General features: G+C 49.4%; 9 protein-coding genes. 5 read left to right on the top strand and 4 right to left on the bottom strand.

The genetic code is table 11. From position 1 onward, the window contains the following. Positions 1-4: 4 nt before the first annotated feature. Positions 5-1,447: an Asp-tRNA(Asn)/Glu-tRNA(Gln) amidotransferase subunit GatB gene (gene gatB, locus ACOBQJ_RS14250; RefSeq protein ID WP_421072438.1), complete on the top strand. Its 1,443-nt coding sequence runs from the start codon at positions 5-7 to the stop codon at positions 1,445-1,447. A gap of 160 nt (positions 1,448-1,607) precedes the next feature. On the opposite strand, the gene ACOBQJ_RS14245 is transcribed toward gatB, so the two are convergent. From ACOBQJ_RS14245 to ACOBQJ_RS14235, 3 genes are all read right to left on the bottom strand, one after another. Then, positions 1,608-3,557, bottom strand: coding sequence for a serine hydrolase domain-containing protein (locus ACOBQJ_RS14245; RefSeq protein ID WP_421072437.1), 1,950 nt, complete (start codon positions 3,555-3,557; stop codon positions 1,608-1,610). A 21-nt stretch (positions 3,558-3,578) separates the two neighbouring features. Then, positions 3,579-4,157: a TetR/AcrR family transcriptional regulator gene (locus ACOBQJ_RS14240; RefSeq protein WP_421072436.1), complete on the bottom strand. Its 579-nt coding sequence runs from the start codon at positions 4,155-4,157 to the stop codon at positions 3,579-3,581. 158 nt (positions 4,158-4,315) lie between these two features. Next, positions 4,316-5,671, bottom strand: coding sequence for a response regulator transcription factor (locus tag ACOBQJ_RS14235; RefSeq protein WP_421072435.1), 1,356 nt, complete (start codon positions 5,669-5,671; stop codon positions 4,316-4,318). A 228-nt stretch (positions 5,672-5,899) separates the two neighbouring features. Here ACOBQJ_RS14235 and ACOBQJ_RS14230 point away from each other — a divergent pair, with 228 nt between their 5' ends. Next, a complete protein-coding gene (locus tag ACOBQJ_RS14230) occupies positions 5,900-7,963 on the top strand; it encodes a hypothetical protein (RefSeq protein WP_421072434.1) in 2,064 nt (687 codons plus the stop codon). A 262-nt stretch (positions 7,964-8,225) separates the two neighbouring features. Here ACOBQJ_RS14230 and ACOBQJ_RS14225 read toward each other — a convergent pair whose 3' ends face one another. After that, a complete protein-coding gene (locus ACOBQJ_RS14225; RefSeq protein ID WP_421072433.1) occupies positions 8,226-9,596 on the bottom strand; it encodes a hypothetical protein in 1,371 nt (456 codons plus the stop codon). A 446-nt stretch (positions 9,597-10,042) separates the two neighbouring features. Between ACOBQJ_RS14225 and ACOBQJ_RS14220 the strand changes: the two genes are divergently transcribed. From ACOBQJ_RS14220 to ACOBQJ_RS14210, 3 genes are read left to right on the top strand one after another with little or no spacing between them, the layout of a single operon-like run. Beyond that, positions 10,043-10,939, top strand: a complete 897-nt coding sequence (locus ACOBQJ_RS14220; protein ID WP_421072432.1) for a YveK family protein — start codon at positions 10,043-10,045, stop codon at positions 10,937-10,939. Positions 10,940-10,957: 18 nt separating this feature from the next. Then, a complete protein-coding gene (locus ACOBQJ_RS14215; protein WP_421072431.1) occupies positions 10,958-12,796 on the top strand; it encodes a polysaccharide biosynthesis protein in 1,839 nt (612 codons plus the stop codon). 25 nt (positions 12,797-12,821) lie between these two features. Next, the gene (locus tag ACOBQJ_RS14210; RefSeq protein ID WP_421072430.1) at positions 12,822-14,177 is read left to right on the top strand and encodes a UDP-glucose dehydrogenase family protein; all 1,356 of its coding nucleotides are present in this window, start codon (positions 12,822-12,824) and stop codon (positions 14,175-14,177) included. Positions 14,178-14,226: the final 49 nt, after the last annotated feature.

The raw sequence follows: 14,226 nt of genomic DNA, 5'->3' as shown, positions 1-14,226 counted from the left end.
CAAGATGAGTAGATACGAAGCGGTTATCGGCTTAGAGGTCCACGTGGAGTTGAAGACGGAGACGAAATTGTTTTGCGGCTGTTCTACGGAATTCGGCCGGGAGCCCAATACCCAGGTTTGCCCTGTCTGCCTGGGGCTGCCAGGCAGCACAGGCGTCTTGAATAAAAAAGTTGTAGAGTTGGCTGCCAGGGCCGGCATGGCTCTAAATTGTGAAATAGGTACCTATACCTGGTTTGACAGAAAAAATTATTACTATCCTGATCTGCCCAAGGGCTTTCAGATTTCCCAGGTTTTTCGGCCTATCGCTTATAAGGGATATCTTGATATAGATGTAAATGGTCAGAACAAACGAATTAACATCACCAGGGCCCATATCGAAGAAGATCCCGGGAAACTGGCCCATTTAGGCGGATCTATTATGGTTTCCCGCTCTTCTTTTGTGGACTATAACCGGTCCGGTATGCCCCTTATAGAAATAGTGTCGGAACCCGAACTGCGCTCAGGTGAAGAGGCTAAAGCCTACCTGGAGAAGCTGAAGGCTATCCTGGAATACACCGGCGTTTCCGATGTAAAAATGGAGCAGGGTTCGCTGCGCTGTGACGCCAACGTCTCTGTGCGCCCTGTCGGGACAGCCGCCCTGGGCACTAAAACAGAGATAAAGAACATGAACTCCTTCCGTGCCGTACAGCGGGCTATTGAGTACGAAGTGGACAGGCAGATAGATGTTCTGGAGGATGGGGACAGGATTGTCCAGGAAACCCGAGGGTGGGTTGAAAACAAGGGTATCACGGTATCCATGCGCAATAAGGAAAACCCGGATTACAGGTGTTTTATCGAACAGGAAATTACTCCAATTGAGCTGTCGGCAGAGTGGCTTGAAGAATTGAGAGCCACCATCCCGGAATTGCCTGACGCCCGCAGGAAACGCCTGGTTGAGGAGCACGGACTGCCGGCCTACGATGCCGGAGTAATAACCAGTTCTTTTGCTCTCGCAGAGTTCTTTGACGCCACGCTGAACAAATATCCCGATGCTAAAAAAATCAGCAACTGGATTATGGGTGAACTTTTACGGCTGCTAAACGCCCGTGGTATGGAACTAAGCGAATCTAAGATCACTCCTGCCGGGCTGGCATCGCTGCTGAAGTTAATCGAAAAAGGTTCCATCAGCAATAAGATCGGCAAAGAGATATTTGAGGTAATGTTCGAGGAGGGTAAAGAGCCGGGACAATTAGTAAAAGAAAAGGGCCTGTCCCAGATATCCGACGAGGGCCAGCTGACCAGGATTATTGCTGAAGTTATCGATAAGAATCCAAAGTCAGTGGCGGATTTTCAGTCTGGCAAGGAGCAGGCTATCGGCTTTTTGGTAGGTCAGGTAATGAAGGCCACCAGAGGTCAGGCCAATCCAGGCGTGGCCAATACAATGCTGCGTGAAAAGCTGACTAAATAAGGATGGGGATTAAAATAATATATAAAGGGGCATCTTAGCATAAGAAGCTGGATGTCCCTTGTTTTAACCCTGTAGTCAAGTGCGGATGCCCTTCCGATTCAGGATAACTTGGTTGGATTTTGCACAGATATGCTAACAGTATTAACATTTAAAGTTGTAACTAATCAAATAAATTCCAATAATAAATGATCCATATCAATCCCAGGACTGCCAGGGTAAATATACTATAATGCACACGGGCAACCCGCCCCCAAAATCCCTTCCACCAGGCAATCAACGTAAAAGGCGCCAGCAGACAAATAAAAATCCACATTAACGCTGGGATAAAATCAAGTACCGGCTTTCCTTCAACAGGTATGTACGCTTCTGTTGGCAATTGGTACACGGGATCAATGCCTCCTGTAGAAAGGATGCCGGCAAATAAAATCAGGATGGTGGTACTCGCGCCAATTCCAACCCAAAGGGCAACGTCAGGCAACCCGGAGCTCTTATTTTTTCTCCTTTTGAACAAACCGGATATCTTTATGATAATCCAGTAAGCAAGCGAACTTATTGTGATTAATACTATGATTACTATAGCTGATGCCGTAAAACCCATAGTTGAATAAAACGGAGCTTTCGAATATGTCATAGGGCCGTCAGTGGTCAGCATTGTCCTGCCAAAGGGATCTGTTTTAAAAACAATTTTATGGAACGGGCCAAAGTAATCCTGGGTCCTTCCTTCTCTGAGATTCTGGTACACACCAGGCTCAATTTCAACAAATTTATTTGTTTCCCCGCCATGAGTTACCAGAAGATACCCATCTTCATCCACATCGATATTAATAATACCCCCACCTAATATGCTGTTAATTTTCTCATCAGTGGTGATGCTTCTCCGGTTCATCTGGTATTCACCTGTAAACTTTTTAGCCCTTTCCTGGCTGCCTTCACTGGGAGTTCCCATTATTTGAGCTTTAACTGGGTAGTAAAAATCCATAAACTCCTGAAAAACCTCGGAGTGAAGAAGATGGTTACCGCCACTGCTGGAAATAAAAATTCCCGTATTTACTTCGGGCAGCAAATAAAGGCCTGTGTTATAGAGCATAGTACTTCCACTATGAAAAAGCACGCCTTTGTCATTAAAGACACCCTCCATGAATCCGAGAGCCATACCTCCTAAAGCCGGGTCATGGGTAAAGTGCCCCTTATGCATTACATTTAGTGTTTCTTCTTTAAGGATTCGTCCTCCACTATAGGCGCCACCAGATAAATGGACAATCATGAAATAGGCCATATCTGAAGCGGTACTGCTCATACTGCCTGCCGGTTCGGGCAATATGTATTCGAAACTTCCTTGTGCATATGACCCATTAATAAACCTGTAAGGTTTGGCAATAAGAGCAGGCGGGTATAATGCCGGCTGTTGCCGAAAGCTGCTATTATTCATATATAAAGGGGTGAAAATATTTTTTTCAACATATTCTGAAAAGGGCAGGCCGGACAATCTTTCTACAATATAACCGGCCAAGGCAGTACCATAATTTGAATAGGCGGCAACTTCACCAGCCGGAAAAATCCTTGCAGGCAGGTGGCCCTTTACATATTCACGCAGAGGCATGAGTCCATCTTCCGAAAGCCTGAAAAGCATGTCGGGGTAATCTTCAAAGCCTGGAGTGTGGGTCATCAAATGGGTCATCGTGATCGGTCCTGTTGTGTTTTTTTTGAGGGTCTTTTCAAGCTGTTGGGGTATTTCAAAATCCAGGTATGAATTAATATCTGTGTTTAGATCCAGCTTGCCCGCTTCAACCAGCTGCATTACTGCGGTCCAGGTGATTAATTTTGAAGTGGAACCAATACGAAAAAGGGTGGTATCGGCATCAACCGGGATATTATTCTCAATATCAGCAAAGCCGAATCCTTTCTTATATACAATTTTACCGTCCTTCACAACCGATACTGTTGCATTGGGGATATGGTATTTCTCCAGCTTGGAATTCATTGTATTATCAAAAAAGGCTTCTAAGCTAATATCTTGAATGTTTTTTGCAGAAGCAACATTTACAGATAAAGCTAAAACAAATGCTATCAAAAAACCAACGGACGTAAGATATTTAATTCTTTTAAACATTTTATTACTCCATTTCAATTTTTATTTTAATTGACTTTTACTCAGCCTGGCTGACAGTATGACATCATCAGCCGTGCTTGCTAATATATCCATTAAATCCTGCATTTTATAGCCTTTTGGCAGTAAGCCGTTGGCGGCCATCACCGAAAGCCCTAATTGGAAAACCTTCATTTTTAATAATATGGTTTTTAACTCATACTCAGAAAAATCTTCCAACTCAGGATCCTTTCGCATCTCTTTAATTAAAGCGGGTATCATTTTTTCATCGTATTCTTTCATATAGCTGTTATTTTTCATCACCAAATCTCTGAAAAGCACGCTGTATTCCAGGGCAAACCTCAGGCTGGCCCTGCCCAGATCATAAAACGGGTTTCCAGTACTTTCCTCGATCAAAAGCTGTTGGCTGATACTTACAATCTTCTCTATTACAGCTTCAGTCAGCTCATCAGTGTTCTTAAAATTTACATAGATGGGGGCTACAGAGCTGCCCATTTTTTCTGCGATTTTTCTCATAGTTATATTGTCAATTCCTTCTGTTCTAGCTATTTCAAAGGCCGCGTCAATTATCTGCTCCTTCGAAAACTTATTTTTAGGTCCCACAGTGTACCTCCTCCAGTAACATATATTACATAACGTATGTTATATAATATATGTTACACCAAATAGCAATTTGCTGCAAGGGCTTTTTAAAAAATTTTTTAGCACACGAGAACCATCCCCGTGTGCTAAATGTATAAAACGATAAAGCATGGGCCGTATTAATGAGATGAAAGAAAATCCTCCCGATTTTCCGGCAGTTTTTTAAATAGTTCCTTGCGTGAACTGCATTTGCTTTTGCGAAGGATATTCCGCACATGGAATTTTACCGTGTTCAGGGAGATAAACAGCTCTTCGGCGATCTCCTTGTTTTTTTTGCCTTCCAGCAGCAGTTCCAGCACCCGTATTTCCGCCGCTGTGAAATTCTCCCCGCTTTCCTGTCCGGCGATCAGGTCCGGTTGATTACCGTCGTCCTTTGATTCGATGTATCTATTGTTTATAGGTTTGCCTGGGGAAGAAAGCGGCAGACGCGGGAGAATCATCGGGAGGATGACGAAAAGGAGAGCTGCGCCGGATAAGGCGGCCAGGGGCAGGTTAACCGGGCTGCCCAAATGTAAGAGATCAGCCGTAAGGCCGACAAGCCAGATAACAAATACATTTACCCCCAGGCCAAATCCCAATGCTCCGGGAAATCCCCGGTAGACAAAGTAAACCAGGGAAAGCCAGATAAAAGCGTCGGCAAAGGCGGCACCCACCAGTGTTCCGGTCAGTCCGGCCAATTTGGGTGCTGTATTCAGGGCGGGGTTTTCCATGGCCAGAGCCAGCAGGGCCAGTCCCAGAGTGCTCAGGCTTAAGGCCGCCAGGGGTTCGTAACGCCGGCGGGCCAGGATGCCGGCCGGGATCAGGGCGGCAATATATGGCCAGAAACTCAGCCAGGCGGCGCCTTTCCAATCGGCCAGGGCGGGCATAAAAGCACGGTGCAGCAACCCTCCCGACCAGGATGTAACGACAATAAAGAGCAGCAGCGGTTTTAGCCTGGGCCAGGGGAGCGGCATATCGGTCTTCACGGGGGTTTTGACTTTCAATCCCCATGGCGCTGCGATAAAAAGCAGGGATACTATACCGGCCATAAGGTAGTGCGCCCGGGGGTTCTGCCAGGGCAGGTAAGTGACGGCACACCAGATGCTTGAAAGTACCAGGGATGTTATGAACGGGGCGACCGGCTTTTCCATACCGCCCAGGTTCCCGGCCCAGGTGAGCATGGGTATTGATGCCGCCAGTCCGCATATAAACATCAAAGCTGCGGAAAGCGCGGGGTGCGGCACCATTACCGCCAGCCAGCACAGCACGGCTGCGGCCGGCGCGGCGACGACCGACGGGAATGGGATGTATTTTGGCATCGCAGAAACAAAAAAACCCGCCGCCAGCCCCAGGGCAAAGGAGTGGGTGCCCCAGACACCCCTGGACTCCAGCAGGTTATAGGCCAGGGAGCCATAGAAAGGAAAGCTGAGCACCCAGGTCAGGATGACAAAACCCGAGGCGATAGGCAGCAGATGTTCACCGGCTTTCCAATTCATTAAACCACCTCTCAAAAACAGGCCTTTTTCTTAATTCTACCGGAAATCCTCTGTTTCCTCCCCTTTGTTTTACTTTTAATTTCTTCACATCAACGGTTTCCTGCTCAAAACTACCCCTATACTACCCCCAAACCACCCCGGCCAGGTATGTTATTCCTGTAGGAGGAATGTTAAAATTGTACTGTGTGGAGAGTGCCTGAGTACTATGTGGCGTAAAGAGAGAGTAATATGAAGAGAAAGATATTGTTTGCTTTAATTGCTCTTATTATTGTCGTTATAGCTATTTCTGCCTACCAGTTTTTCTGGGCGGATAAAAAGGCCGGTGTTTTTACATATTACGTGGGCAGAGACGGAGGAGAAATAAGCACTGAGGACAACGGGATCAGGCTCATTATTCCCGCCCGGGCTGTGGAGGGAGAAACCGGGATCTCTATATCGGCAGATAATTCAAAGGGCCTGATGGGCGCGTACCAGGCCAGCGGATTATATACTATCGATGGGCTGCAGAGTTTCTATAAACCTGTGACCGTCCGGATAAAGACCACCGCGCCCCTGGCGGGAGAGACCTATGTGGCGCTGGGCAGGAGCGCCTATGTTAGAAGCATGGGCGAGTGGACCACCGGTTTTGAGTACCTGCCCTGCACCATAAATGAGGACACGGTGGAATTCGTGCTCAAGCCCGCCGCAACAGAACCATTTATGGGAATGATATCACAATGGCCGCCCTTCGCGCCCAAAGCCGCGTTCGCGGCAGATGGCCCCATAAGCGGTGAAGAGACTTCTGTCCAGGCGGTTGTGATAACCAACCAGCAGTCCACCCTTTCCAATGATAAAAAATTCAACCTTATCGCCTCGGTTGAGATAACCCCCGGAGAAAGACAGCAAATAATGGACGCCCTGGAGTACAGCTACCGTTTTTTTGCGCAGCTTGGTTTTAACCAGAACTTTGAAAAGAGGTCAGGCTACGAGCTGTTGGGCGAGACTTTGGTGGATCCGCCCAGTTGGCCGCTGGATATCTACATTAAAGATTTTAGGTTCTTGGATAATAATATTGCAGGATATTGGGTAAGTAACTGGACTGACACAGACGGCTGGATAGAAATCAACCCCCTGGTGCTGCGCGGCTCCGACAAAAACGAAATGTGGTCGTCCATTATCCACGAATATTTCCACTTCGTCCAGTTCCTCTACGGCAGCGAAAACGAATGGTTCGACGAAGCGACCGCCACCTGGGCGGAGGAGTACGCCTGGGGAAACAGCGGCGGACTGATATACAACCCCGGCAACTACCGCAAATACGGGACCGATAGCTTTCAGATCCTTGACGGTCCCATCGACCACTCCTGGTGGGGAAGCGACCGCGAGCACGGTTACGCGAGCTGGGCGTTTGTTAAATACCTGGTCCCCACGCCGGCCCAGGGCGGCGAGCTGGTAAAGGTGTACGATAATATTGCCAACTACAAGTCGGAAGTGCAAATCCTCAACGCCATCCGACCGGTCCGGGAATGGATTAACCATTTTTATCTTACCCTGGTGACCCCGGGAGGGCCTATACCGGGGTTTCCTCCGCCGTCTTTCCGCAGCCTGGAGGCAAACACGCCGGTGGTGACAGTGAGCCTGGCTGATGCCGGGCAGGCTCCCCCGCCGAGTGAGACGGTCACTATTCCCGGCCTGGGGGCCAGGGTGGTCCTGGTCCGGCTCGATGCGGCAAACGCCAATAATATTACTGACAGCACCCGCCTCGAGGTGCGCTCGGACATCGACGACTGTACGGTCAACCTGATCCGGATCAAAAAGTTCGAGGTCCTGGCGACCGCCAAGAACGCCGCTTCGACGGCCAAAGTTGCTACCCTGTCCGGAGATACTGTGCCGCAGCAGGTGCTGGTGCTGGTTACCAACACCAGTGAGCAGACCGTTACCTGCGACCTTGATTTTACGGTCAAAGCCGCAAAAGAATTTGAGGTTTGGAGTTTTAAACACAAATTCCAGGACCGAACGGATGGTTGGCTCGGCTCCAACGTGCTCCTGTACCGCAACGAGCAGGGACAGTACTACAAGATGGAAAGGGACCTCAGGTACACGAACGCGCCAAAATATGAATACGGTTTAAAAATAGAGGGAGACCGGGTCACTATTATCGATGACAGAGCAACGATTTACGATATATATGAAGGTGTTTTCAGCGCGGACAGGAAAAGCATCAATGGGACAGGAGTGACTAGAAAAAAAGCCGACAATAGCCGGCAGAATAATTATGTTTATGATTTCCGGATGACCCTGCTTGAAGAATAGTGCTGGCAAAAAGCACACGGGGACGGTTCTCGTGTGCTTTTTAAAATAAGATAGAATTACATAAGGTGTACAGCTGTGTACTCTCATGTAGGAGTTGGTATGCATAATTAATCTTATTCAATTAAAGGGAAAATGATATTCAATACTCTGGATAAAGAGCTTGCATAAATGACCACTCTTCGGTTAAGAGTGGTCGTTGTAATTTAAGAGAGATTCAAATATATATTAGGAAAATGCACACTTTTTTTGAAAAAGAATGGCATTACACCAGGCGGCTCAGTAGAACTTTGTCAATATCAATGGTGCCGCCGTTAGTGTCTCCAAACGTTTTTGTAAATTGGACCCTGGCTTTAGCTGTCCCCGGGGGAGCAGGCTCAGTAATGCCGGTGTAAACCAGCCACCGGTTCCTGGAGGTTTCGAAATTGGGAATTACCAGGCATAGCCCCAGGCCGATCTCCCTGCCGCCGTTGTCCAGCCAGTGCACTTTTACCAGCATGTTGCCCGATGAAGGGGGCTCGCCCGCCCTCCTGTAACCGAGACCGCAGTTAAACAGGAAGCAATGGCCGGCCGCATGGGCGATAGAGACTTCTTGAAATAGCGCGCCGCCGTCTTCACTCACCCGTGCCACCTCAATTCCCTCATAAGATTGAAAATATTGCGTTACCAATGTTGTGTTAACGGGGGTCCAGCCGTCCAAGCCATTTTTAAAACTGGGATTTTGCACCAGGTTTGTGGTTTTTGTCCTGGCAAATATAACTTTATCAATACTTAAAAAGCTATTTTGAGACTGGAGTGAGGCCTTAAACAGAATGCGTGCTTTAACAGCGCCGGTAGGGGCCGGCTTGGTGATATCCAGGTAGGTTAAATAGTTTATCTGTGTAATCATAGTTTCGCCGGGAATAATAAAATCCAATCCCCGTGGCAAAATCTCATTTTCTTCAGCGTCAAACCACTGTACCTGGATAGAGAGAGAGGCAACTACTTCAGCACGCGCGGCAAATGAAAGCAGAAAAGAAGAATTGGCCGGCAGTGCGGAAATCGGTATATCCTGGAATATGGTGCCTTCAAAACCGGTATAGGCCATAGCAAGCCCTTCGAAGGTATTACCAAAACTAGGGAAAAAACCAGCGGCTGACCAGCCGCTCAGACCCAGTTCAAAGCTTGGATTTTGCACCAGGTTATTGGTATTTACAGGAGTCAGGAGCACCTGGTCAATCTTTATAATATCTGTGAATCCTCCCTGTCCTTTGCTGAAAAATAGTCTGGCCCAGGCAGCGCCGGCCGGCGGCTGGTCGGTTATGTCGTAATAAGTAACCCATGGCCTGGAGTTGATCCTGCCGTTTGGACTGAACAACCTGAGACCGCTCGCGATGGCGTTATAGTCTTTGTCCAGCCATAAAACTTCCGCGACCAGGTTGCCGTTTGAGTTGTTGTCAGAAGTGTTGGCCGCGTTAAAACTTAAGAGCAAAGGGTATTGACCTGTCTCAGCCAGTGAAACGTCCTGGAACATACTGGCCACACCCTGCCCCAGTTCAGCCGCCTGTGTTCCCTCAAATGGATTGTTATCTGCATAAATGACATTGTTAGTATACCAGCCCGTCAAACCAGCTTCAAAACTGGGATTCTGCAGCAAATTATTGCATCTGAAGTGTTTATGCTTGGGTGGAGCAGCAGTAGGAAAAGGCTTGGTGACGGGGGCAACTGCAGGGCTCTCTTTATTTATATTTGCGGAATTCTCAGATGGGGGATTTTGTTTATTCATACCAGCCACCCTGTCTTATCATTTTTTTCCATAATATTCATATTGCCGGTTTTAGGTTACAGGGAAGCATAAGGGGACGCTGAAGCACATGAGATCAGTCCCCTTGTGCTTTTTTCCCTTTCCGCCGGTATACCATTTTTACGTAAACCGCCGGAAAGGGTTATTTTTTTTGGCAACTTTAAATGGTTTGATGCATAGAATTAAAACATGACTGTAAAAAAAGACCAATTCATAAATATAATGTAAATCCAATTGTATTGTTTATGGATATAAGCAGCAGCAGGCATGATGCTCAAATAATCAGAGGAGGTGTCCTGTTGGACCAAAACAGCGGTAATAGAAGCGATGCAGTGAACAAAGAGTCTGCAAACGCTGTCTGGAGAGCTATAAGAAAACAAAAAAAATTTGTCATCGCAGTTACTTTGGTCGCGGGCCTGATAGGTTTTATCCTGAATTTTATCGTCGCGCAACCAGTATTCGAGTCCAGTGCGTCCGTTCTTTTGACCCAGGTGGCGGGCCAGAGTTCCGGTTACACGCAGAATTACAGCATGGATTCAATAACATCGTCAGTTCCAAGAGTACCGCCCCTGTCCTTAAAAACCCATATGGGGCTTGTCGCTGATGAGGCGTTAATGAGGCGTGTAATTGAGGATCTAAACCTCGGTGAGCAGGGATACACCCCCAAAAAACTGGCCGGTGAAATCAAGGTATCATCACCTGGTGAAAATTCCAATGTCATAAAGGTCACCGCCAGGAGTAATGAACCCGGCCTGGCGGCCGAGGTGGTGAATTCGGTGTGCGGCGAATATGGCCTGATGCTGACTGATATCAATAAGAGATTAATTCATAATACCGTCCAGGTGATGCTTGCCGAGACGGAAGCGCTGAAAGCAGACCTGGCGAAAGCAGCAACCGCTGACGAAAGACAGCGCATAACCGATACACTTACTACTTTGTCCAGCAAAATCTACAATGCCAGGATTGCCCGTGATATTGACCTGGGCACTACCGGCGTCGTTTTGATATCCCCCGCGCTGCCCTCCCCGGCACCGGTAATGACCAACAAACTTCTAAATACGGCCCTGGCCTTGTTACTTGGGTTTGGCTGCTCGGCGCTGCTGGCTTTTTACATGAAACCGCGCAGTGTCGGCCAGTTTGGCTCCCTGCCAAATACCGGGAGCCCGGATCACCAAGGTCACCCAGAACAAAATTAATTTAAGCAGGTGGGCTTTTTGAAAAACTACGCCAGACTTATTTTCTTGCTGGTATGTGACGCGGTTTTAATTAACGCAGGCATGGCCATTCCATTGTTATTTAAATTTTTCGGCACCGGACAGCTCCGTTATTACCTGCATTACAATTACATCCATGCGCCGTACCTAACTCTTGTCTACCTTGGCGTCTTTTATGCCTTCAGATTGTACAACAGGGTATGGGCATATGCCAGCCTGGGTGAACTGGTGGCTATCCTGGAGTCGGTCACACTGGGATGCATGGGCGCAGCGGCGCTGATACTAGTCACCGGCTCGCCGCTCCCTTATAGTGTCGTCGCCATGTACTGGGCTTTTATCATTATTATGGTCGGCGGGTCCAGGCTCGCCTGGCGTATTATCATCAGCTGCAGAAGGGCAAAGTCGGGGGAACCATGCCGGCGGGCTTTGATAGTCGGCGCGGGTGACGCTGGAGCCATGGTGGCGAGAGAGCTTAATATACATCAGGGCAGCATCATCCCGGCCGGTTTTGCTGACGATGACCCGGCTAAAAAACGCCTTAGTTTGCTGGGCCTGCCTGTGCTGGGAGGGCGCAGCGAGATCCCCTCCATAGTAAACCGCTATAAAATTGATCTCATTATCATCGCGATGCCCTCGGTGGAGAGCGGCGTGGTGAGGGAAATAGTGGAGATCTGCCGGGGAACAAAGGCCGAGCTGAAGATCCTGCCGGGGATGTACCAGCTTATCAATGGTGATGTTTCCGTGAATAACCTTCGTCCAGTACAGCTCGAAGACCTGCTGCACCGGGAGCCGGTCCGGGTTGACCTGGAAGAAGTGGCCGGCTATCTAAGGGATGAAACAGTCCTGATTACAGGTGCGGGAGGTTCCATTGGATCTGAGCTATGCCGCCAGGTGGCGGTTATCGGCCCTCGCAAGCTGGTCCTGCTGGGGCACGGTGAAAACAGCATCCACAGCATCTGGCTTGAGCTGCAGGAAAAGTTCCCGGACCTGCCCCTGGCAATTGAGATCGCTGATGTCAGGGAAAGGGAAAAGATAGATATTGTTTTCAATAAACACTGCCCTGGCGTGGTCTTTCACGCGGCAGCGCACAAGCATGTCCCATTGATGGAGCTCCACCCTGATGAAGCCGTTAAAACTAATATTTTTGGCACCAGGAATGTGGTCGAAGCCGCGGGGACAGCCGGTGTTAAAGTCTTTGTCATGGTATCCACGGACAAGGCTGTCAACCCGTCCAGTGTGATGGGCGCGACCAAGCGGATAGCAGAGTTCATTGTGCAGAACCAGAACGGGGGCTGCGGCACGATATATACCGCTGTCCGTTTTGGCAACGTGCTGGGCAGCAACGGCAGCGTTGTGCCAATATTTCATCGGCAGATCGCCGGAGGCGGCCCGGTAACGGTTACCCACTCCGATATGAAGCGGTATTTTATGACCATCCCGGAGGCGGTGCAGTTGGTAATACAGGCAGGCGCCATGGCCAGGGGCGGTGAGGTGTTTATACTCGATATGGGCAGCCCGGTAAAAATTGTAGACCTGGCCAGGGATATGATCACCCTGTCCGGGTTGGAGCCCGGCAAGGATATCCAAATTAAGTTTACCGGTATGCGTCCCGGAGAAAAGCTGGAAGAGGAACTGTTAACAGCCGAGGAAGGCGCGGGGGCCACCAAACACAGGAGGATTTTTATAGCCAGGTCCTCCCAGGCGGAAATTACTCCGCTGGAGTACGTCTTGGCTAACCTGTACAAGAAAGGGGCTTTCTGCAGCACCCGGGATATCTTCGAATCACTTAAGCTGGTCCTGCCCGGACGCAGAGAGGTTGAGAGAGAACAGGTGGTTTAAATAAAGGTATAGGGGGATGGCTTGCATGAACGTTGCGGTGATTGGGTGCGGCTATGTTGGGCTGACGACCTCTGTGGCCCTGGCCTGTATCGGCCACCGGGTGCACTGCATTGAAAAGGATACCGACCAGATTAAAGCCCTTCAGAAAGGCCTTGTGTTGATACATGAAACCGGTGTGCCGGAGCTCCTGTCAGAAGTTAAAGAACGAGTTTCTTTCGGCAGCTGGGATTCTTTTGATGGAGACGTCGATGTAATTATCATTGCTGTGGGGACCCCTCGCAAAAAAAACGGGGACGCCGACCTGGTATATGTCGAAGCCGTCGCCCGCGAATTGGGCGCGAGGCTTACCGGCACAAGCCTTCCCGTTATTGTAAACAAGTCCACGGTGCCAATTGGCTCGGCCCGGAGGGTGGAGTCCATTGTCAGCCTGCGCCTGCGTGAGAGGGGGGTCGAAACCCCTGTCGCGGTGGCCTCCAATCCGGAGTTCCTGCGGGAAGGCGTGGCCCTGCTCGACACGTTTTACCCGGACCGCATCGTGGTCGGCGCCGACGGCGATGAGGCAGTCAGGCGTTTGCGCGAGTTGTACGCGCCGCTCCTGGAACAGAGCTTTGTGCCTCCTGAATTCATACCGAGGCCGGACGGTTATAGACTTCCGCCTTTTATAGTAACCACACCGACCAGCGCTGAGCTGATTAAATACGCGGCTAACACCTTCCTGGCCATGAAGGTCTCGTACATTAACGAGATCGCCTGCCTGGCTGAAAAAGTGGGAGCGGACATCAGGGAAGTCGCTGCCGGCATAGGGTTGGACAAAAGGATTGGCGCTTATTATTTGAGAGCGGGGGTAGGCTGGGGCGGCAGCTGTTTCGGTAAAGACGTCCAGGCGCTTATTCATACGGCCGGCCAGTACGGGCTGGAGATGCCTTTAAGCAGCGCCGCGGTATATGTCAACCTGCGCCAGCGGGAGGAGATCATTAAGAAACTGCAGACCGCGCTGAAGGTAATTCGCGGCAGCACAATCGGGCTGCTCGGGCTTTCTTTCAAGCCTGACACCGATGACCTGCGTGACGCGCCTTCTATAACAATCGCCGGCAGGCTGGTCGAACTGGGAGCGAGGGTACGCGCCTACGACCCTGTCGCCATGGACAACTGCCGCAAAAATTACCCGGACCTGGAAGTGGAATATACCTGCGGGCCGGATGAACTGGCCAGCGGCGCGGATGCGCTGGTGCTGCTGACCGAGTGGAAGGAATTTCTGCAGCTGCCTTTCAGCCGGCTTAAAAATCTGATGAAGCAGAAAGTTATAATCGACGGCCGCAATTTGCTTAACGCTCAAGAAATGGAGCATCTCGGGTTTAAATACTACGGTTTTGGCAGCTGACCCAAAGCGTATAGCTTTGTTAAAGATAAAACCCCAAAAACGGAGGTAA

Origin of the sequence: Pelotomaculum propionicicum, from assembly GCF_048984525.1 — a bacterium.
In the GTDB taxonomy this organism is placed as follows: Bacteria; Bacillota; Desulfotomaculia; order Desulfotomaculales; family Pelotomaculaceae; genus Syntrophopropionicum; species Syntrophopropionicum propionicicum_A.
This window is presented reverse-complemented; position numbering and strand designations above follow the sequence as displayed.